Origin of the sequence: Alterinioella nitratireducens (genome assembly GCF_013155465.1) — a bacterium.
Taxonomy (GTDB): domain Bacteria; phylum Pseudomonadota; class Alphaproteobacteria; order Rhodobacterales; family Rhodobacteraceae; genus Alterinioella; species Alterinioella nitratireducens.
The window spans coordinates 86,272-105,501 of record NZ_JABJVX010000003.1; the positions used below are offsets into that span (position 1 = coordinate 86,272).

The window sequence follows — 19,230 nt, forward strand, 5'->3', positions numbered from 1 at the left end:
CACTTTCTCAAGGGCTGGAAACCCCTGAAAGGCGCGACTAATGTGCGCCGGAATTTGCAGGCATCAGGGGCAACGCCGCCTTGGACTTTCTCGAACTCGCAACCGAAGTGATCGACCTCAGGTCGTTTTCCAACCTGTGGTACTGGATCGCGCTGGCCGCACTCTGGTCCACCGCCAGCCATTGGGTCGTCGGCGTGCCTTTCGACATGGTGACACGCGCGCGGCGCGGGCATGAACGCTCGTTGCATGACATGCGGGTGCTGGCCGAGGTCAACGTGGCCCGCATCCTGACCATCATCGAGGTTTCCGGCCCTTGGGTCGCGGGCTTCGCCGCCTTCGTGCTGACCGCGCTTGGTGTGCTTGGATGGGGCTACCGGGTGGAGTTCGCGCAGGCCGTCTTCCTGCTGGCGCTGCCGATGACGCTGGTGGCGATCCTGACCATCCACACCGCGCGCTCCTTGCGGGACACAGGGTTCGAGGATCTGCCCCGCCGCCTGCGCAATCACCGCATGATGGTGCAGGGAATCGGTGTCGTGTCGATCTTCATCACCGCCTTCTGGGGCATGTGGACGAACCTGAATTATGGGGCGTTGGGACTTTAACGTCGCGCGATAGGGTATTGATGGAAAAGGATACTCATATCCTGATGGGCGGCGTGCCCGAAGGCTTTGACGCCACCCGCGTGCTGGCGGAACTGGCGCGCGGCACCCCCGTCATCCACATCGCGCGCGATGACAAGCGGCTGGCCGCGATGGCGACCGCCCTGCGCCTGTTCGATCCGTCCGTGCCGGTGCTGCAATTTCCCGGATGGGATTGCCTGCCCTATGACCGGGTTTCGCCCAATGCCGATATTTCTGCCGCCCGGATGGCGACGCTGGCCGCGCTGGCCGCCGGTCTCTCCGGCCCCTTCATCCTGCTGACCACGCTCAATGCCGCGACGCAATATATCCCGCCCCAGGACCTGCTGCGCGGCTCGTCCTTCCTGGCCGAGGTCGGGAAACGCATCGACGAGGACGCCCTGCGCGGATTTCTCGTGCGCATGGGGTACAGCCAATCGCCCACGGTGATGGAGCCCGGTGATTACGCCATTCGCGGCGGTATCATCGACGTCTGGCCGCCGGGCGAGGAGAGCCCGGTGCGCCTCGACCTCTTCGGCGACCTGCTGGACGGCGCGCGCCGCTTCGATCCCGCCACGCAGCGCACCACCGAAAAGCTGACCCGGATCGAGCTTGCCCCGGTCTCCGAGGTCATCCTCGATGACGCCGCCATCGCCCGCTTCCGGCAGAATTACCGGGTGGAGTTCGGCGCGGGCGGCACCGACGATCCGCTTTACGAGGCGGTCAGCGCGGGCCGCAAACATGCCGGGATTGAACACTGGCTGCCCTTCTTTCACGCGCGGCTGGAAACACTCTTCGACTACCTGCCGGACGCCACCATCACGCAGGACGATCAGACCACGCCGCAGCGGCTGGCGCGGTGGGAGGCGATCGAGGATCAATACGACACGCGCAAGACCGCGCTCACGCAAAAAGGACGGCTGGACAGCGTCTACAAGCCGTGCCCGCCGGGCCTGCTTTACCTTGACGATGCCGCGTGGGAGGGGGCCGTGGCGGGCCACCGCGTGGTGCAGTTCTCGCCTCTGCCGCAGGCCAGCGGTCCCGGCGTCGTGGATGCGGGCGGGCGCATCGGGCGCAGCTTCGCGCCCGAGCGGCAACAGGAAAATGTCAGCCTCTTTGACGCATTGGCAGATCACATCCGAGATCAGGCGCAATCGCGGGCCGTGATCATCGCGTCCTGGTCCGAAGGCGCGCGGGAGCGGCTTGAGGGGCTGCTGGAAGACCAGAACCTGACAAACCTGTCAAAAATTCCTGACATCTCTGTCAATTTCTCCCCCGGTGGCGTGCATCTGGTGGTCTGGCCGCTGGAGCAGGGCTTTACCGGCGGCGGGCTTTGCGTCATCTCGGAACAGGACGTGTTGGGCGACCGCCTGATCCGCCCGAAACGCCGCACCAAGCGGGCCGAGAATTACCTGACGGAGGCGCAGAGCCTCAGCCCCGGCGACCTCATCGTGCATGTCGATCACGGTGTCGGGCGCTATATGGGGCTGGAAACTGTGACCGCCATGGGCGCGCCGCATGAATGTATCGCGCTGGAATATGCCGGTGGCGACCGCCTGTTCCTTCCTGTTGAAAACATTGAACTTCTCAGCCGTTATGGCCATGAGGAGGGACTGCTGGACCGGCTCGGCGGCGGTGCCTGGCAGGCCAAGAAGGCGAAGCTCAAGGAACGTATCCGCCAGATCGCCGACAAGCTTATCCGCATCGCCGCCGAACGCGAATTGCGCCACGCGCCGGTGATCGAGCCGCCCGGCGACATGTGGGACGCCTTCGCCGCGCGTTTTCCTTACGAGGAAACCGAGGATCAGCTTACCGCCATCGCCGATGTGATGGACGATCTGGCGCGCGGCCGCCCCATGGACCGGCTGATCGTGGGCGATGTGGGCTTTGGAAAAACCGAGGTCGCGATGCGCGCGGCATTTGTCGCCGCCGCCGCCGGTCAGCAGGTCGCGATCATCGCGCCGACGACGCTTCTGGCACGCCAGCACGCGCAGACATTCCGCGAACGGTTCCGGGGATTTCCGATCAATGTCAGGCAGTTATCGCGCTTTGTTCCGGCAAAACAGGCCAGCGACACGCGCAAGGGGCTGACTGACGGCAGCGTCGATATCTGCATCGGCACCCATGCGCTTCTGGCCAAGAACATCCGCTTTGCCAATCTCGGGCTGCTGATCATCGACGAGGAACAGCGCTTTGGCGTCACGCATAAGGAACGCCTGAAGGAGATGCGCAGCGATGTGCATGTGCTGACCCTCTCCGCCACGCCCATTCCGCGCACCTTGCAGATGTCGCTGTCGGGCGTGCGCGACCTGAGCCTCATTGGCACGCCGCCGGTCGACCGCCTCGCCATCCGCTCCTATGTCAGCGAATTCGACGCTGTCACCATCCGCGAGGCGCTGCTGCGCGAGCATTATCGCGGCGGGCAGTCGTTCTATGTCGTCCCCCGGATTGAGGATCTGCCCGAAATCGAAGCCTTCCTGCGCGACCAGGTGCCGGAAGTCACCTTTGTCGTGGCGCATGGGCAAATGGCAGCGGGCGAGCTGGATGACCGCATGAACGCCTTTTATGACGGCAAGTATGACGTGCTGCTGGCCACCACGATCATCGAGAGCGGCATCGACATTCCGACCGCCAACACGATGGTGATCCACCGCGCCGACATGTATGGGCTGGCGCAGCTCTACCAGATCAGGGGCCGGGTTGGGCGTTCCAAAACAAGGGCTTATGCCTATCTGACCACGAAGCCGCGCCGCAAGCTGACCCCTGCGGCCGAGAAGCGCCTGCGCGTGTTGGGCAGCCTCGACAGCCTTGGCGCGGGCTTTACCATCGCGTCCCAGGATCTCGATATTCGCGGCGCGGGCAATATCGTGGGCGAGGAACAATCGGGCCATGTCCGCGAGGTCGGCTTCGAGCTCTACCAGTCAATGCTGGAGGAGGCGATTGCCAAGATCCGCTCGGGCGATATGGAGGGGCTCACGGATGATGACGGCACCTGGGCGCCGCAGATCAACCTGGGCGTGCCGGTGCTGATCCCCGAGGATTACGTGCCCGATCTGGACGTGCGCCTCGGCCTCTACCGCCGCCTCAGCCAGTTGACCACCAAGGTGGAGCTTGAGGGCTTTGCCGCCGAACTGATCGACCGTTTCGGCAAGCTGCCGCGCGAGGTCAACACGCTGCTTCTGGTCGTGCGCATCAAGGCGATGTGCAAGCGGGCGGGGATTGCCAAGCTCGACGGTGGCCCGCGGGGCGCGACGATCCAGTTTCACAACGATAAATTCGCCAACCCCGCCGGTCTGGTGGAATTCGTCCAGGATCAGAAGGGCCTGGCCAAGGTGCGCGACAACAAGATCGTGGTGCGGCGCGACTGGAAGAACGAGGCCGACAAGATCAAGGGCGCCTTCGCCATCGCCCGTGACCTGGCCGAGAAGGTGGTGGGCAAGAAGGGCTAGGGGGTAGCCCTGACACGCTCGAGCCGGGCCATCGACCGGGTCAGGGCAAAGCCCATAACCGAGCAGGCCAGCACCCCGAGCGAGAGCGGCAAGGGCGTGCCGTCAAAGGCCAGCCCGATGGGAATGGCGATGATCACGGCCCCCACGGTGGCCAGCGAGGCGACGATGGAGGCGGCAAGCCCGGCGATATGGCCTAACGGTTCCATCGCCAGCGCGTTGAGGTTGCCAAGTGTCAGCCCGACCATGAAGAACACGGAAGTGGACCACAGGAACCACGCCGTTAGCCCCGCGCCATAGCCCCAGGGGCCGGTGATCTCGAAGAGGATCATGAGGCTGCTCAGCACGATCTGCCCGCCAAGCGCGAAGGTGATCAAAAGGCGCATCCCCAACCGCATCACCAGCACCGCGTTCAGGATACTGGCGGTCGCCGCCAGGAAGGCCGTGCCCATGAACCAGAAATGAAACTGCGCGCCCTGGTCATAGGTCAGGTCATAGACCTGTTGGGTCGAACTGAGCACGGCAAAGAGCATCCCCTGCGCCAGCGTCTGCACCAGGATCGACAGGCGCACCATGGGCAGGGACAGCACCTCCTTCACCGCGCGCCACAACACGCCCACGCGCATCGGCTTGCGCGCCTCGGGGGGCAGGGTTTCGGGCTGGCGGATCGTCAGCCACGCGGCCGAGACCAGCGAAAAGGCGATGAAGGCCCCGAACATGCCGCGCCAGCCCACAAGCGCGATGATGCCCGCGCCGATCGTGGGGGCGATGGCCGGCACGATGGTGAAGACCAGCATGATGAAGGACATCAGCCGCGCCATGTCGCGCCCCGCATAGAGGTCGCGGATGATCGCCAGGGCGACGATGCGCGGCCCTGCGGCCCCCAGGCCTTGCACGAAGCGCGCGAGCAGCAGCAATTCCAGCGACCCCGCCAACCATGCCGCGACCGAGGCGGTGCAATAGAGCGCGGCCCCGATCAAGATCACCGGCTTGCGCCCGATCGCGTCCGAAATGGGCCCGGTGACGAAGGTGCCGACGCCCATGCCAAGCACGAAGATCGTCAGGATCAGCTGCGCGCGGTTGATGTCGTCGGGGCTGAGCTCCTCGGCGATCTCGGGCAGGGCGGGCAGCATCGCGTCGATGGAGAACGCGATGGAGGCGATGAGCATGGCCATCAGCGCCACGAACTCCACCCGGTGCAGACGGCGCGGCGGCAGGGGCAGGGCGGTGTCGGTCATGGGCGGCTCACGGCGGGCACTAGGAACGGGGTTCTGGCGCGGTAGGCGGCAAAGGCCGCGCGATGTCGGTCTGCAAGGGCGCGGTCCTCCACGGCCGAGCCGTATAGCAGCACGCCCGAAGCGGCAAGGCCGAGGACCAGCGACTGGGTCGATCCGATCCAGAGCGCGATCCCGGCCAGCGAGGCGATCTGGCCAAGGTATTGCGGATGCCGGCACAGCGCGTAGGGGCCGCCTGTCGTCACCCCCACATCCCACCCGCTGGTGCCTTTCAGCCCGAGGGTGGCCGTGGCCCATGTGTGCAGCACAGAGCCCGCGATGGCCAGCGGCAGGCCGATGCCGTTGCGCAAAAGCCCCGGCAGGACAGGGGGTTGCCCCCAGGTCTGCACCAGCCCCAGGTAGAGGCAGGTCGTGAGCCCCCAGGCCCATATCGCGGTGAAGAGGTTGCCCCGTCGCGGCGGCCACGGCCCCCGTCCCGGCGCACGGTCCGACAGCCGGAGGATCACCAGCCAGAGCGCGCTTGCGCCGAGCCCGAGGAGGAGCGCCACCGCGCCCTATCCCTTGTCCGCAAGCTGCTCGCGGATCTCACGGATCACCTGCGCCCATAGCTCGGGCGGTTGCGCGCCGGGCAGGGCGTGCTGGTTCGCGACAATGAAACAGGGCACGCCGGTGACCCCGCGTTCGCGGGCATGGGCGTCGCGGGCGCGGATGTCGTCGGTATCAGCATCGCCCGCCAGCAGGCGCAGGGTCATGGCGCGGTCCATCTCCAGCGCTTCGGCGATGTCGGCCAGCACAGTGGCGTCACCGATATCGCGCCCCTCCTGAAAATATGCCTTGAAGAGGGCGGCCACCATCGGCGTCTGCCGCCCTTCCAGTCCCGCCCAATGGATCAGGCGATGCGCGTCCAGCGTGTTGGGCGTGCGCGCGATGCCCTCGAAATTGATCTTGAGCCCTGCTTTCTCCGCCGCTTCGACCACCGGTGCATAGGCCCTGACCGCGCCCTCCTTGCCGCCAAACTTCGCCTCCAGATAGGCGCGCCGGTCCATCCCCTCGCGCGGCATGTCGGGGTTGAGCTGGAACGGATGCCATTCGACGGTGAAGGGGTGATCGCCCGCCGCCTCCAGCGCCCGGTCGAGATTGGCCTTGCCGATGAAGCACCAGGGGCAGATCGGATCCGAGATGATGTCGAGCTTGATCATGAGCGGTCTTTCAGTTTGCGGGCCAATGCCCGTCGGTCCAGCTTGCCATTGGCGCCGCGCGGCATGGCGTCGAGATAGATATAGAGGCGCGGCCGCTTGTAGCCAGCCAATGACCGCGCCGCGAGGTCGGCCAACGCGCGGTCGGGCTGCGGCTCCCCGGTATAGGCCAGCGCGATGACGTTTGTGTCGCCGAGCGGGTAGGAGAGGGCCGCAACCTCGGTCAGCCCCGCTGCGCCCTGGAAGGCGGCCTCGATCTCCTGCGGGGCGATGCGGTAGCCGCCCGCGGTGATCACGTCATCGACGCGGCCATGATAGGCGATGGCACCGTCACCTACATGCGCGACCCGGTCCCCGGTGAGGAAATGCGCGCCAGACAGGGGCAGGTCGACCGTGTCGCCGTCGAGGTAGCCGAGCATCAGGCCGGGTTCATCGCGGTGGATGGCCAGCGTGCCGATGCTGCCGTCCTCGACCGGGGTGTTCGCCTCGTCCAGAATGGCAATCCTGCGCCCCGGCTGCGCAAAGCCGAGCGTGTCGGGCGGCGCGGGCCGGTCGGGACAGCCCGAGATGAAGGTGGAACATTCGGTCATGCCAAGCGCCTCGTGAATCTCGGTCCCGGTGGCCTTGCGCCACTGCGCGCGGATGGGTTCGGGCAGTTTCTCGCCCGCCGAAAGGCCGTGGCGGAGTTTCGGCATGGCGGGCAGGGGGGTGCGCAACAGCTTGCGGTAGATGCCGGGTACGGCGGCGAAGATGGTCGCGTCATGGCGTTTGAGGAGAAGCGGCAGCGCCTCGGGCGCGGTATCGGGCGCAGGGATCAGGGCGGTGGCCCCCACGGACCAGGGATCGAGCAAGCCGGTGCCGAGCGTGAAGGACCAGTTGAAGGCGCCCGCATGCAGCACGCGGTCGGTCCCACGCAAGCCATACCAGCCGTCATACATCGCCCGCCGCGCCCAGATCGCGCGATGGGCATGGGCGACGGCCCGCTGCCCGCCGGAGGTGCCGGAGGTGAAGAGGATATAGGCCAGCCGGTCGGGATCGCCCAAGGCATAATCGGCGGGCTCATGCGCCGTGAGGCGGTCCAGATCGGTCACGACCGGGCAGGGCAGTGGGGCGGGCAGGGCGATGCCGTCTTCGGCCAGGATCAGGTGGGGCTGGACCAGCTTTGCGAGGGAGGTGATCTCGGGCACGGTCAGCGCGGCGGAGGTCGGGACGGGGATCAGCCCGACCGCGATGCAGGCAAGGTAGGCGACGGGAAAAGCAGGCCGGTTGCCGAGGCGCAGAAGCACGCGGTCACCGGGGACAAGCCCCTCGGCCAGCAGCCCCGCCGCCATCCGGCGCACGGTGTCTTCGAGCCGCGCATAGCTCCAACGGTCGGCGCGGGCAGGCGACAGTACCGCCAGCGCCACCTTGTCGGGATGGGTCGCCGCCGACGCCAGCACATGGGCGGCAAGGTTGAAGGGGGCGGGGCAGGTCATGGCAGCGGGCGTAAGCAAGACGCTGACCCATGGCAAGGGTGCGGGATCGTTTCCGGGTAGCGTGGGGTCGGTTTTCCCTGGCTCGTCCCTTTCGGCCCAGACCGCGAAAACCGGCACCTGACGGGCAGGACCCTAACCGAACATCGCCGCCAGATCGGCGCTGCCTCGCGTCCCGATATTCTCGCCGTGGCGCTCAAGAAACCGGTCGCAGGCGCGTTCGCCCGCATCGCGCAGCTTGTAGAGAACCTGGGGCACCGGCACGGTCTTGGTGGCAACGGAGAGCTGCGCCATCAGGTCGTCATCGGCGATCATGTGGACATGGATATTCTTCATCGTGCCGGGCGAAAGCGCGCCATCGGCCAGCAGGCGCTGGACGAAGGAGATCGCGCGCAATTCCCGCAGGAGCGAGGTGTTGAAGCCGATCTCGTTGATCCGGTTCTGGATCGCGCGGGCGGTCTTCGGCACATCCTCGCGGTAGAGCGGGTTGATATTGACGATCACGATATCGGCGGGCAGGTCGGGGGCGAAAAGCGGGAAGAGCGCCGGGTTGCCGGTATAGCCGCCATCCCAATAGGCCTCCTCCATCCCCGTCACCGGATCGGTGATCTCGACCGCCTGGAAGAGCGTCGGCAGGCAGGCCGAGGCCAGGATCGCGTCGCTGGTGATCTCGTGGCCCGAAAAGACCCGGATCTTGCCGGTGCGCACATTGGTGGCGCAGATGTGGAAGACGGGGCCGGCCTCACCGCAGACCTCGTCATAGTGAAACCGGCGCACGACGGGTTCCAGCGGGTTCTGGTAGAAGGGCCCGTAGGCGTAGGGGCTGACCACGCGGCTGAGCGCGTCCGACATCGCGAAGGGGAGCGAGGCCTCGATGATCTGGCTGATCGCCGAGGGCGAGGCGGCATCGAGCCAGCCCGCGAAGCGCAGGTCGGTGATCGCGCCCATCTGTTGCCAGAGCCATTCCAGGTTCTCGCGCGCGAGGTCTCGGCTGCCCTCGGCAAGGCCCGCCTTGAGCGCGGCCCCGTTGAGCGCACCGGCGGAGGTGCCGGAAATGCCCGCGATCTCGATTGACGGCTCGCGCAGCAGCCGGTCCAGCACGCCCCAGGTGAAGGCGCCATGCGCGCCGCCGCCTTGCAGGGCCAGGTTGATCTGTTGGCGGGTCATGGCGGGCCTTGTGCGAGGGGGGGGAGGGCGGGATGCCTCCCCTTTCAGCGGCATGACGCCGCCTGTCGGGCAATGGGCGGGGATATTTGCGGAACAAAGAAGCGGGCGGGGGGGCGTCAAGGTGAAGGGCGCGCGTTAACCTTAACCGGGATGGGGTAAGGTTAACGCAAGTGGGCTACAGCGCGGTCCAGCCGCCATCGACGCTGATCGTGGTGCCGGTGATCTGGGCGGCCGCGTCCGAGCACAGGAAGACGGCGGTGCCGCCCATCTGTTCGACGGTGGCGAATTCCTTGGATGGCTGGCGGGTCAGCATCACGTTTCTGATCACCTCATCCCTGCCCATGTCGTATTCCTTCATCGTGTCGGGGATCTGCGCCTCGACCAGCGGCGTCAGCACATAGCCGGGGCAGATTGCGTTGCAGGTGATGGGCTCCTCCGCGGTTTCCAGCGCGGTGGTCTTGGAAAGGCCCACGATGCCGTGCTTGGCGGCGATATAGGCGGATTTGTAGGGGCTGGCGGTCAGGCCATGGGCCGAGGCGATGTTGATCACCCGGCCCCAACCGGCCTTGCGCATCAGCGGCAGCGCTGCGGCAGTGGTATGGAAGGCCGAGCTGAGATTGATGGCGATGATCGCGTCCCATTTCTCGGTCGGAAATTCGGGGATCGCGGCGACATGCTGGATGCCTGCGTTGTTGATCAGGATATCGCAGGCTCCGGCTTGCGCGATCAGGTCGCGGCACTCGTCTGCTTTCGACATGTCGGCCTTGATGTAGCGTGCGGTAACGTCGAATTCCTTGGCAATGTCGCGGGCCAGGGCGTGATCCTCCTCGCGGTCGGTGAAGGAGTTCAGCACCACATCCGCGCCCGCCCGCGCCAGTTCGCGCGCGATGCCGAGGCCGATGCCTGAGTTGGAACCGGTAATGACGGCGGTCTTGCCGGAAAGCGAGGTGGTGATGGCCATGGGGTCTGCTCCGAAATGCTGATCTTGGCGCATCCTATCCGCGGAGTTTGCGAGATGCGAGAGGCGGTCTAACCGGTGGGCTTGGGCACGTCGCCGAAAAAGCCTGTGATCCGGGTCAGGCGGCCATCCGGGCCGATCTGGCCGAAATCGACACCGTGGATTGCGACCGATCCGTCGGCGGCGCGCATGTGCCAATCGAATCGCAGGTTCTGGCCGTAGCCCTGCACGCCGCTGGTCACCTCGATTCGCGCACCCGGATAGGTGGCGTGGACAGACGCGATATGGCTGCTGAGCGCCGCGCGCCCCTCGGCCTGGACCGAGGGATCCTCATAGACGCCATCCGCGGCCCAACAGCGTTCCAGAAGGCCAAGGCGCGCCTGCTCGTCCTCTTCCAGCCACGCGGCCCCATATGTTGCGATCAGCGCGTCGGGGGTCATGGCCGCTCTCCCTCCATGCTCGGGACCACTTGCCAAAAAAAACGCCAGCACAAGGCTGGCGTTAAGTTATTGAGGCAGGTTTCATACAGGCAAGAAACCTATCGAGCAGTGATCCCTTTATAAGCAATAGCTTGCCCAGAGTCCAACCGAAAAGTTTGAAAGCCGGGACGGGGGCGGGTAGCGTCGGGGGTAATCAAACAAAGGGCAGGGGAGATTGTCCACAAATGCTGAAAGATTGTTTCACGCGGGCAGCGAAGATTCTGGGGGTCTGGGTGTGCCTGGCCGGGGCCGCGCAGAGCGAGCCCATGCACGGGATCGCGATGTATGGCGAGCCTGCGCTGCCGCCGGGTTTCACGCATCTGCCCTATGCCAATCCCGACGCCCCCACGGGCGGGCGGATCGTCACCGGCGAGGTCGGCAGTTTCGACAGTCTGAACCCGCATATCCGGCAGGGCCGGGTGCCGTGGCAGCTGCGATTCCTTGCCTACGAATCGCTCATGGGCCGGTCCTATGACGAACCGTTCACGCTTTATGGGCTGCTCGCCGAATCGGTCGAGGCCGATCCCGATGGCCTCTGGGTCGAGTTTCACCTGCGCCCCGAGGCGCGGTTTTCCGATGGCAGCCCGGTCACGGTCGAGGATGTGATCTGGAGCTACGAGACGCTTGGGACCGTTGGCCACCCGCGCTACCTCAATGCCTGGTCCAAGGTGGCCAGCATCGAGCCGGTGGGCGAACGCGGTATCCGCCTGACCTTCAACGAACCCGACCGCGAATTGGCGCTGATCATGGGCATGCGCCCGATCCTGCAACGTGCCCAATGGGAGGAGAACGCGTTCACCGAAAGCGGGCTGGACGTGGTGCCGATCGGCTCGGCCCCGTATGTCGTGACCGATTTCGAAGCGGGGCGCTATGTCTCGCTGACGCGCAACCCCGATTACTGGGGCGCCGATCTGGGGTTCCGGCGCGGCACCAACGTGATCGACGAGGTCCGGCTGGAGTTCTTCGGCGACGGCACCGCCATGTTCGAGGCCTTCATCGCGGGCGAGATCAACACCATCCGCGAGACCAATGCCGCGAATTGGGAAAACAACTATGATTTCCCCCGCGCCCAATCGGGCGAGGTCGTGTTCTCGGAGATCCCCCATGAACGCCCCACCGGCATGTTCGGCTTTGCCATGAACACGCGCAGCCCCCAGTTTCAGGACTGGCGCGTGCGCGAGGCGATGATCCAGGCCTTCAATTTCGAATATATCAACCAGACCCAGAACGGCGGAACCGAGCCGCGCATCACCTCCTATTTCTCCAACTCCATCCTGGGGATGAATGAGGGCGCGGCCGAGGGCCGTGTGGCGGAATTGCTGGAGCCCTTCGCCGACGATCTTCTGCCCGGCGCGCTGGAAGGCTATACATTTCCGGTCACCGATGGTCGCCCCGCAAACCGGGCGGGCATCCGCGAGGCGCTGCGCCTGATGGAGGCGGCGGGCTACAGCGTCGAGGATGGCGTCATGGTCGATGGCGACGGGCAGCCCTTCAGCTTCGATATCGTGCTGCAACAGGGCAGCGCCGAGATCCAGGCCATCATCAACATCTACCTTGAGGCGCTGGACCGGCTTGGCATATCGCCCAATGTCACCACCGTGGACAGCGCGCAATACCGCGAACGCACCGACCGGTTCGACTATGACATGACCTATTTCGAGCGTGGCGTATCGCTGTCGCCCGGTAATGAGCAATACCTCTACTGGGGCTGTGACATGGCCGATACGGAAGGCAGCCGCAACCTGATGCGGGCCTGCAACCCGGCCATTGACGCGATGATCGGCGAGATGCTGACCTCGGCCGACCAGGAGGATTACCGCGCCGCCGTGCGGGCGCTGGACCGGGTGCTGACCTCGGGGCGCTACGTGATCCCGATCTGGTATTCGCCGATCAGCCGTATCGCGCATGACCGGGCCCTGCGCTACCCCGAGACCTTGCCGATCTATGGCGATTTCCTGGGGTTCCAGCCCGATGTCTGGTGGTATGAGGAATAAGGCGATCTGACGTCGATCCATCAAGCGCGCCGGGGCCAGGGGCCTTCGGCGCGTTTTCTTGTCAGATGTCAGGCATCTTCGCGCGTGCGGCGCTCGGCCCTGTCGTCGATGTCTTCATCCGGGTCAGGCTGGTATTGCGGGTCGATCTCCAGCAGCACCGCCTCCTCGGACACCTCCTTGGGCGGCTTGGTGCTGGGATAGACCAGCCCCGCCGAGATCACCAGCTTGGCGGCATCCTCGACGCTCATCTCCAGCACCTGTACATCCTCGCGCGGCAGGAACAGCAGAAAGCCCGAGGTCGGGTTCGGCGTCGTCGGCAGGAAGACCGAGATCATCGCCTTGTCATGGCTTGATGCGATCTCGCCCTTGGCGTCGGTCGAGATGAAGGCGATGGCCCAGATCCCCTTGCGCGGATATTCCACCAGGCAGGCCTTCTCGAACGAGCCCTTGCCTTGGGCCAGCACCGTTTCGGTGATCTGCTTGAGCCCTGAATAGAGCGAGCGCACACCGGGGATCGAGAGGACGACCGACTCGGAGGTGCGAATGAGCGACCGGCCGATCAGCCCCTTGGCGATCCAGCCCACCAGGATGGTGAAGAGCAGGATCATCACCAGGCCGATTCCGCGGATGTCGATATTGGTGCCGAGATAGCGGTTGATCAGGGTCGCGGGGTTATAGGCCTCGGGCAGGAAGGGCAGCACCCAGGAATCGATCCAGCCGATGAGCGACCAGATCAGCCAGGCGGTCAGCGCAATCGGCACGATCACGACGAGGCCGGTCAGGAAACTCGCCTGCAGCGACGAAATCCAGCCGCGCCGGGGCGGCTCTGGGGGTTTGGGCAGTTCCATGCGGGGCTCAAGCGTCCAAGGGGGAGGTCCGTTATACTTAGTAAGGGCGCGGCCCCCGCCTTACAAGGACGCAGCGTCACCCCGGCTGTTCAAAATCGCGCGGGCGATCTCCGCGGCGAGCCGGGCATTGTTCAGAACAAGGGCGATATTGGCGCTGAGGCTACGGCCTTCGGTCAACTCGAATAGGCGTTGCAGCAGGAAGGGCGTGACCGCCTTGCCGGCGATGCCGCGCGCTGCCGCCTCGTTCTGCGCATCGGCAATCAGCGGGGCGAGGTCTCGGGCCGGGATCTCGGCGGCGACTGGGATCGGGTTGGCGACAAGCTGGCCACCGGGCAGGCCGATACGCTCGCGCATAAGGTGGGCCCGCGCAATGGCCTCGGCGCTGTCCATGCGCAGGGGCGCGGTGATCCCGCTTTCGCGTGACCAGAAGGCCGGAAACCCGTCCTGGCGGTAGGCGATGACGGGCACGCCCTGGGTTTCCAGCACTTCCAGCGTCTTGGGGATGTCGAGGATCGCCTTGGCCCCGGCGGCGACCACCGTCACCGGGGTTTGCGCCAGTTCCATCAGGTCGGCGGAGATGTCGAAACTGTCCTCGGCCCCCTTGTGGACGCCGCCGATGCCGCCGGTGGCAAAGACCCGGATGCCCGCCAGATGCGCCGCGATCATGGTCGCCGCGACGGTCGTGGCCCCGGTCTTGCCCGCCGCCATGGCGACCGCGAAATCGGCGCGGCTGAGCTTCATGACATCCCCGGCCTGCGCCAGCGCCTCAAGCTCCGAGGCGGTCAGGCCGATATGGATCTGCCCCTTGAGCACGGCAATCGTGGCAGGGACCGCGCCCGCGTCCCGCACCACGCGTTCCACCGTCTGCGCGGTTTCCAGGTTCTGCGGATAGGGCATGCCATGCGTGATGATGGTGCTTTCCAGCGCCACCACGGGGGCGTTTTCGGACTGCGCCTGCGCCACCTCGGGCGAGAGCGTGATGAAATCGGGCGTCATTCTGTGTCTCCTGCAACGTAAGTCGCGGCGGTCTGCAAGGCGGTCTCCAGCGCGGCCTCGGGCGTCTGCCCGCGCGCTTCCGCCGCGATATGCGCCGCCATGAAGGTATCGCCCGCGCCGGTGACGCGGCGGGGCTGGATCAGCGGCGGGGCCTTGCCGATGATGCGATCGGGGCTGGCATCGACCGCCGCGCGCGCCCCGTCGGTGACCAGAACCCGCATGGCGCCCGCCTCCAGCATCGCCGCCGCCCCAGCCTCGGCGCTGGTTACGGTCCGGCCCGAGATCAGCCCCGCCTCCTCGCAATTGACATAGAGCGTGGCACGGGAGTGGCCCAGGAACACGCAAAGCCGTTCCGCCTTGCCGGGCGAGGCGGGGGCGATGCGCAGATCGGCCTGCGCGAAGACGGGGTTTTCCGCGATCTCACCCAACAGCGCGGTGGTCAGGTTGCCATCCAGCGCGATGAGGCCGGTCCAGGGGGCGCCAGGGCTGGCCAGCCTGCCATCTTCCAGCGGTTCCAGGATGCGCGCGCCCGCCGTCTCAAGCGAATGGGCATCGGCGATTGCGGCGATCAGCTGCCCCTGCGCCTCGACCGCCATGTAATGATCGGTCGGCAGGTCTCGGTCAATCAGCATATGACGCACCCCAAGGCCCATGCCCACACAGGCCGCCAGCAGCGCGCGCCCCTCGGCATCGTCGCCCACCACGCTCAACAGCTCAGGGTGCATCGCCTCATGACGCAGCTGCATGGCGATATTCAGCGCCACGCCCCCCGGAATGCGCCTGATGCGGCCCGGCTTGTCATTGCCCGCCAGCATGGCGTGATCCGAGCGCCCGATAATGTCCCACAGGACCGAGCCGATGCACAGGATATCGGGGGTGGTGCTCATGCGGCCTTCCCTAGCCAGCCCGGTGACCAAGGTCCACGCCTTTTGCTTTCATTTTGCCGAAAATACCTGCGGGGGAGCGCGAGGGGGCAGCCGGCCCCCTCGCATCGGTCGGATTGCGCAGCAATTCGACACCGCGTGAAAAAAGGGCTGGGGGCTTGCCATTCCCCGCAGCCTGACATAAAGCGCACCCACTTCACAGGTGAAGGCGGGCCAAGAGGGGAGACATCCCTTGCGGTCCACCGGTTGGGCTTCCGCCCTCATCCTTCACCAAGGCATAAACCGGAAACAAGGAAAACAAGCATGGCGCTTCCTGAATTCTCCATGCGTCAGCTTCTCGAAGCTGGCGTTCACTTCGGCCACCAGACGCAGCGTTGGAACCCCCGCATGGGCGAGTTCATCTATGGCGCGCGCAACGGCATCCATATTCTCGACCTGACGCAGACCGTTCCGATGCTGGACGCGGCGCTGAATGTCGTGCGCGAGACCGCCGCAAAGGGCGGCCGCATCCTCTTCGTCGGCACCAAGCGGCAGGCGCAAAAGCCCGTCGCCGACGCCGCAGAACGCTGCGCGCAATATTACATGAACCACCGCTGGCTCGGCGGCACGCTGACCAACTGGAAGACCGTGTCGGCCTCGATCTCCCGCCTCAAGTCGATCGACGAGGCGATGGAATCGGGCACCGAGGGCCTGACCAAGAAAGAGCGTCTGGGCATGGAGCGTGACCAGGCCAAGCTGCAGGCCTCGCTCGGCGGGATCCGCGAAATGGGCGGCGTTCCCGACCTGCTTTTCGTCATCGACGTCAAGAAGGAAGACCTGGCCATCGCGGAAGCCAAGAAGCTGGGTATTCCGGTCGTCGCCGTGGTCGATACCAACTGCTCGCCCGATGGCGTCGATTACATCATCCCCGGCAATGACGACGCGGCCCGCGCGATCTCGCTCTATTGCGACCTCGTGGCGCGTGCTGCGCTGGACGGCATGACCGCGCAGATGGAAGGCGCAGGCGTCGACCTGGGCGCGCTGGAGGAAAGCAGCGTCGAGGAAGTCCTGTCCGGCGAGACGGCAGAGGCCGCACCCGCCGAGGACACGCCCGCCGAAAGCTGAAGACCGCACCTGAGCCCGGGACCGGCTTTGCCGCTGGTCCCGCAATGTTCTGCAAGAATATCAAGAGGATATGACCCATGGCAATCACTGCTGCAATGGTCAAGGAGCTGCGCGACACCACCGGTGCCGGCATGATGGACGCGAAGAAAGCGCTGACCGAAACCGATGGCGACATGGACGCCGCGGTTGACTGGCTGCGCACCAAGGGACTGGCCAAGGCCGCCAAGAAATCGGGCCGGGTTGCCGCCGAGGGCCTGGTGGCCGTTGCCGTCGAGGGCGGTGTCGGCGTCGCGGTCGAAGTGAACTCCGAGACCGATTTCGTCGGCAAGAACGCCGAGTTCCAGGACATGGTGTCGGGCATCGCCAAGGTCGCGCTGAGTGTCTCGGACGTGGACGCGCTGGCAGCCGCCGACCTGGGCGGCAAATCCGTCGCCGACACGCTGACCGCCAAGATCGCCACCATCGGCGAGAACATGACCCTGCGCCGCATGGCGCGCGTCGAGGGCGAAACCGTGATCTCCTATGTCCATAACGCCGCCGCGCCCGACATGGGCAAGATCGGCGTCCTGGTCGCGCTTTCGGGCGGCGACGAGGCCATTGGCAAACAGATCGCGATGCATATCGCCGCCGCCAACCCGGCAGCCCTGTCCGAGGATGACCTCGATCCCGCCGTGGTCGAGAAGGAAAAGCAGGTTCAGATGGATATCGCCCGGGAATCCGGCAAGCCGGAGCAGGTGATCGAGAAGATGATCGTGGGCCGGATGAAGAAATTCGTTGCAGAATCCACGCTTCTGAACCAGCAATTCGTGGTCAACCCCGATGTCACCGTCGCCGAGGCCGCGAATGAGGCTGGCGCCACCGTCACCGGTTTTGTCCGGCTGGAAGTGGGCGAAGGCATCGAGAAGAAGGAAGAGGATTTCGCAGCCGAGGTTGCGAAGGCCGTTCAGGGGTAAGCCGCACCGCTTATCCCGGCGGGCCCGCAAGGGCGACCGCCAGAAAGGCAGAGATCTTGGGAGGGGTCTCTGCCTTTTCATGTTTCGGGGGAAGGACGGATAAGAAGCGGCGCAAATCCTGAGGGACGAGACGGAAAAGCGCCGCTTCTTAACCTGATATCCCGATGTGGTGGCCGGTTGGGGATGGCCGTTCGTCGGGTCTTGGTGACCCGCCGCCGATCTGAAATCCGACCGGCGGACTGGGTCAGGTCCGGGACGAACCCGGTTTGCGGACCACCGGGGTGAATAATGCCCCCGATGGCCCCAATGCTCCTGACCGAGAAAATTTCAGTCATCACTCACGGAACCCCGTCAGATTGACGTAAAGTCAGCCAAAGCAAAAGTCAGGTTTCCCCTACCTTTGGGCGGAAACCTGCCAGCCGATCGGTGGCCAAAGCGCTTTGAGGGGGTGGTTTTCCGCGCTCGGTCAGCGAATCGCAGGCTGATCCTCAAGCACGAAGATCTGGTTCAGGACCGAGGCCTTGCGCACCGCCTGCGCCGTGGTCTCGACGCCCAGGGTATCGCGCGCGCCGCGCAGGTGCTTGTCCACCGTGGCCGGTTTGCGCCCCAGAAGCAGCGCGATGTCCTGCACCGATTTGCCATCTGCCACCAGTTCCAGAACCTCGCTCTGGCGCGGGGTCAGGACGCGGCTCTGGCCTGTCGCGGGCAATTGCGTGATGCACAGATGCGCGACATGGTTGATGATCTCGATCTCTTCGCCCTTGATCTGCCACAGCGCGTCGACCTCATCCTGGGTGACGCCGCGCTTCGCGGTCAGGCCGATCCCGGCGGCGGCGCGCTTGACGGCCATCGGAAAGGCGATGGTATAGCCCGCAGTCAGCCCGTATTTGCGGTTCAGCTCGATCACGCTGCGCTGTCCCGGCGACAGGTCGCTACCCGCCATGAAGGACTCGCGGATCACCCGCCAACTGGTCGAGCCGACATTGCGCGTCGCCCAGTTCAGCATCGGCGCATCCCGAAACAGCCCCTGCGAGACGTAGGAATAGACGTAATCGGCGGGATGATTGGTCAGGATCAGCGCATCCTCGGGGTCGCTGAACGTGTTGGCGGTCTGAAAGCAGGTATAGGCGTAGAACAGCCGGTCGAACCCGTAATCGGCCATCAGGCCGGTGTGGTATTCCCACAGGTCATCGACCGTGCGGGCGTCGAGATATGCGCGCAGCTGCCTCACGGGGCAGGGGCCTTGAGGTGATCGGCCATGGCGCGTACCGCCAGCGGATAGCCCTGCGCGCCGAACCCGGCGATGACGCCCAGGCAGACCGGCGCGATCATCGAGACATGGCGGAACGCCTCGCGCGCATGGGTATTGCTGAGATGCAGTTCGATCACGGGGATCGAAATGGCGCTGATCGCGTCGCGCAGCGCGACCGATGTGTGCGTATAGGCCCCGGCATTGAGGATCACGCCGTCCTGATCCTCCATCGCGCCGTGCAGCGCATCGACCAGCACGCCTTCCTGGTTCGACTGCGCAAAGCCTAGGGTCACGCCCGAACGCTCGGCCTCGGACCGGCAAAGCGCCTCGAGGTCGGCCAATGTCGTGGTGCCGTAGATGGCGGGCTCTCGCTGACCCAGAAGGTTCAGGTTCGGCCCGTTCAGGACAAGTATTCGCATTTCAGTTCCCCAACTGGTGACAGGTATAGCGGGTGGCGAAAGCCGCTGTCGAGACAGGAATGCGGTGCGGCGCTGTTGGGCGCTGCCGTCTTGAGGTGGGCTGTGGTGGCTGAAGCGGGGCGCGGTTGGGCGAAAGTGCTTTAAGAATGCGGTGTAATATTTTGATATAACGCCATGTATTTGATATGGTGTCCCGCCGATATGTGTGTA

17 protein-coding genes are annotated in these 19,230 nt (G+C 65.4%); 5 read left to right on the top strand and 12 right to left on the bottom strand.

Annotated elements, in window-relative coordinates:
• The first annotated feature begins 80 nt into the window (after nt 1-80).
• Nucleotides 81-602, top strand: a complete 522-nt coding sequence (locus HNS34_RS06115; protein ID WP_172319109.1) for a component of SufBCD complex — start codon at nt 81-83, stop codon at nt 600-602.
• Nucleotides 603-622: 20 nt separating this feature from the next.
• Nucleotides 623-4,066: a transcription-repair coupling factor gene (gene mfd / locus HNS34_RS06120; protein WP_172319111.1), complete on the top strand. Its 3,444-nt coding sequence runs from the start codon at nt 623-625 to the stop codon at nt 4,064-4,066.
• Here mfd and HNS34_RS06125 read toward each other — a convergent pair.
• From HNS34_RS06125 to HNS34_RS06155, 7 genes are all read right to left on the bottom strand, one after another.
• Nucleotides 4,063-5,301, bottom strand: a complete 1,239-nt coding sequence (locus HNS34_RS06125; protein WP_172319113.1) for a multidrug effflux MFS transporter — start codon at nt 5,299-5,301, stop codon at nt 4,063-4,065. The genes mfd and HNS34_RS06125 overlap by 4 nt on opposite strands.
• Nucleotides 5,298-5,846 carry a methyltransferase family protein gene (locus HNS34_RS20975; RefSeq protein ID WP_172319115.1) on the bottom strand — a complete coding sequence of 183 codons (549 nt, stop codon included), beginning with the start codon at nt 5,844-5,846 and terminating at the stop codon, nt 5,298-5,300. The genes HNS34_RS06125 and HNS34_RS20975 overlap by 4 nt, the downstream gene beginning before the upstream one ends.
• A gap of 6 nt (nt 5,847-5,852) precedes the next feature.
• Nucleotides 5,853-6,497: a DsbA family oxidoreductase gene (locus HNS34_RS06135; protein ID WP_172319117.1), complete on the bottom strand. Its 645-nt coding sequence runs from the start codon at nt 6,495-6,497 to the stop codon at nt 5,853-5,855.
• A complete protein-coding gene (locus HNS34_RS06140) occupies nt 6,494-7,969 on the bottom strand; it encodes a class I adenylate-forming enzyme family protein (RefSeq protein ID WP_172319119.1) in 1,476 nt (491 codons plus the stop codon). Before HNS34_RS06140 ends, HNS34_RS06135 begins: the two co-directional genes overlap by 4 nt.
• Before the next feature lie 132 nt (nt 7,970-8,101).
• A complete protein-coding gene (locus HNS34_RS06145) occupies nt 8,102-9,133 on the bottom strand; it encodes a patatin-like phospholipase family protein (protein ID WP_172319121.1) in 1,032 nt (343 codons plus the stop codon).
• Nucleotides 9,134-9,308: 175 nt separating this feature from the next.
• On the bottom strand, nt 9,309-10,094 hold the full coding sequence (locus HNS34_RS06150; protein ID WP_172319123.1) for a 3-hydroxybutyrate dehydrogenase: 786 nt from the start codon (nt 10,092-10,094) through the stop codon (nt 9,309-9,311).
• A gap of 68 nt (nt 10,095-10,162) precedes the next feature.
• Nucleotides 10,163-10,531: a nuclear transport factor 2 family protein gene (locus HNS34_RS06155; RefSeq protein ID WP_172319125.1), complete on the bottom strand. Its 369-nt coding sequence runs from the start codon at nt 10,529-10,531 to the stop codon at nt 10,163-10,165.
• Between the two features lie 224 nt (nt 10,532-10,755).
• On the opposite strand from HNS34_RS06155, the gene HNS34_RS06160 reads away from it, so the two are divergent.
• Nucleotides 10,756-12,564 (top strand): extracellular solute-binding protein, encoded by a 1,809-nt coding sequence (locus tag HNS34_RS06160; protein WP_172319127.1) that lies wholly within the window; start codon nt 10,756-10,758, stop codon nt 12,562-12,564.
• Between the two features lie 68 nt (nt 12,565-12,632).
• Here HNS34_RS06160 and HNS34_RS06165 read toward each other — a convergent pair whose 3' ends face one another.
• The 3 genes from HNS34_RS06165 to HNS34_RS06175 are packed head-to-tail and all read right to left on the bottom strand — an operon-like array spanning nt 12,633 to nt 15,295.
• The gene (locus HNS34_RS06165) at nt 12,633-13,412 is read right to left on the bottom strand and encodes a DUF502 domain-containing protein (RefSeq protein WP_172319129.1); all 780 of its coding nucleotides are present in this window, start codon (nt 13,410-13,412) and stop codon (nt 12,633-12,635) included.
• Nucleotides 13,413-13,472: 60 nt separating this feature from the next.
• On the bottom strand, nt 13,473-14,408 hold the full coding sequence (locus HNS34_RS06170; RefSeq protein ID WP_172319131.1) for a pseudouridine-5'-phosphate glycosidase: 936 nt from the start codon (nt 14,406-14,408) through the stop codon (nt 13,473-13,475).
• Complete coding sequence (locus HNS34_RS06175) at nt 14,405-15,295, bottom strand: PfkB family carbohydrate kinase (RefSeq protein WP_172319133.1); 891 nt, start codon at nt 15,293-15,295, stop codon at nt 14,405-14,407. Before HNS34_RS06175 ends, HNS34_RS06170 begins: the two co-directional genes overlap by 4 nt.
• Nucleotides 15,296-15,595: 300 nt before the next feature.
• Here HNS34_RS06175 and rpsB point away from each other — a divergent pair, with 300 nt between their 5' ends.
• Nucleotides 15,596-16,396, top strand: coding sequence for a 30S ribosomal protein S2 (rpsB, locus tag HNS34_RS06180; protein ID WP_172319135.1), 801 nt, complete (start codon nt 15,596-15,598; stop codon nt 16,394-16,396).
• Between the two features lie 77 nt (nt 16,397-16,473).
• Nucleotides 16,474-17,349, top strand: coding sequence for a translation elongation factor Ts (gene tsf / locus HNS34_RS06185; protein ID WP_172319136.1), 876 nt, complete (start codon nt 16,474-16,476; stop codon nt 17,347-17,349).
• Nucleotides 17,350-17,815: 466 nt separating this feature from the next.
• Here the strand turns inward: tsf and HNS34_RS06190 are convergent, their stop codons facing one another.
• Nucleotides 17,816-18,580, bottom strand: coding sequence for a helix-turn-helix transcriptional regulator (locus tag HNS34_RS06190; protein ID WP_328700476.1), 765 nt, complete (start codon nt 18,578-18,580; stop codon nt 17,816-17,818).
• On the bottom strand, nt 18,577-19,020 hold the full coding sequence (gene aroQ / locus HNS34_RS06195; protein ID WP_172319138.1) for a type II 3-dehydroquinate dehydratase: 444 nt from the start codon (nt 19,018-19,020) through the stop codon (nt 18,577-18,579). Before aroQ ends, HNS34_RS06190 begins: the two co-directional genes overlap by 4 nt.
• Nucleotides 19,021-19,230: the final 210 nt, after the last annotated feature.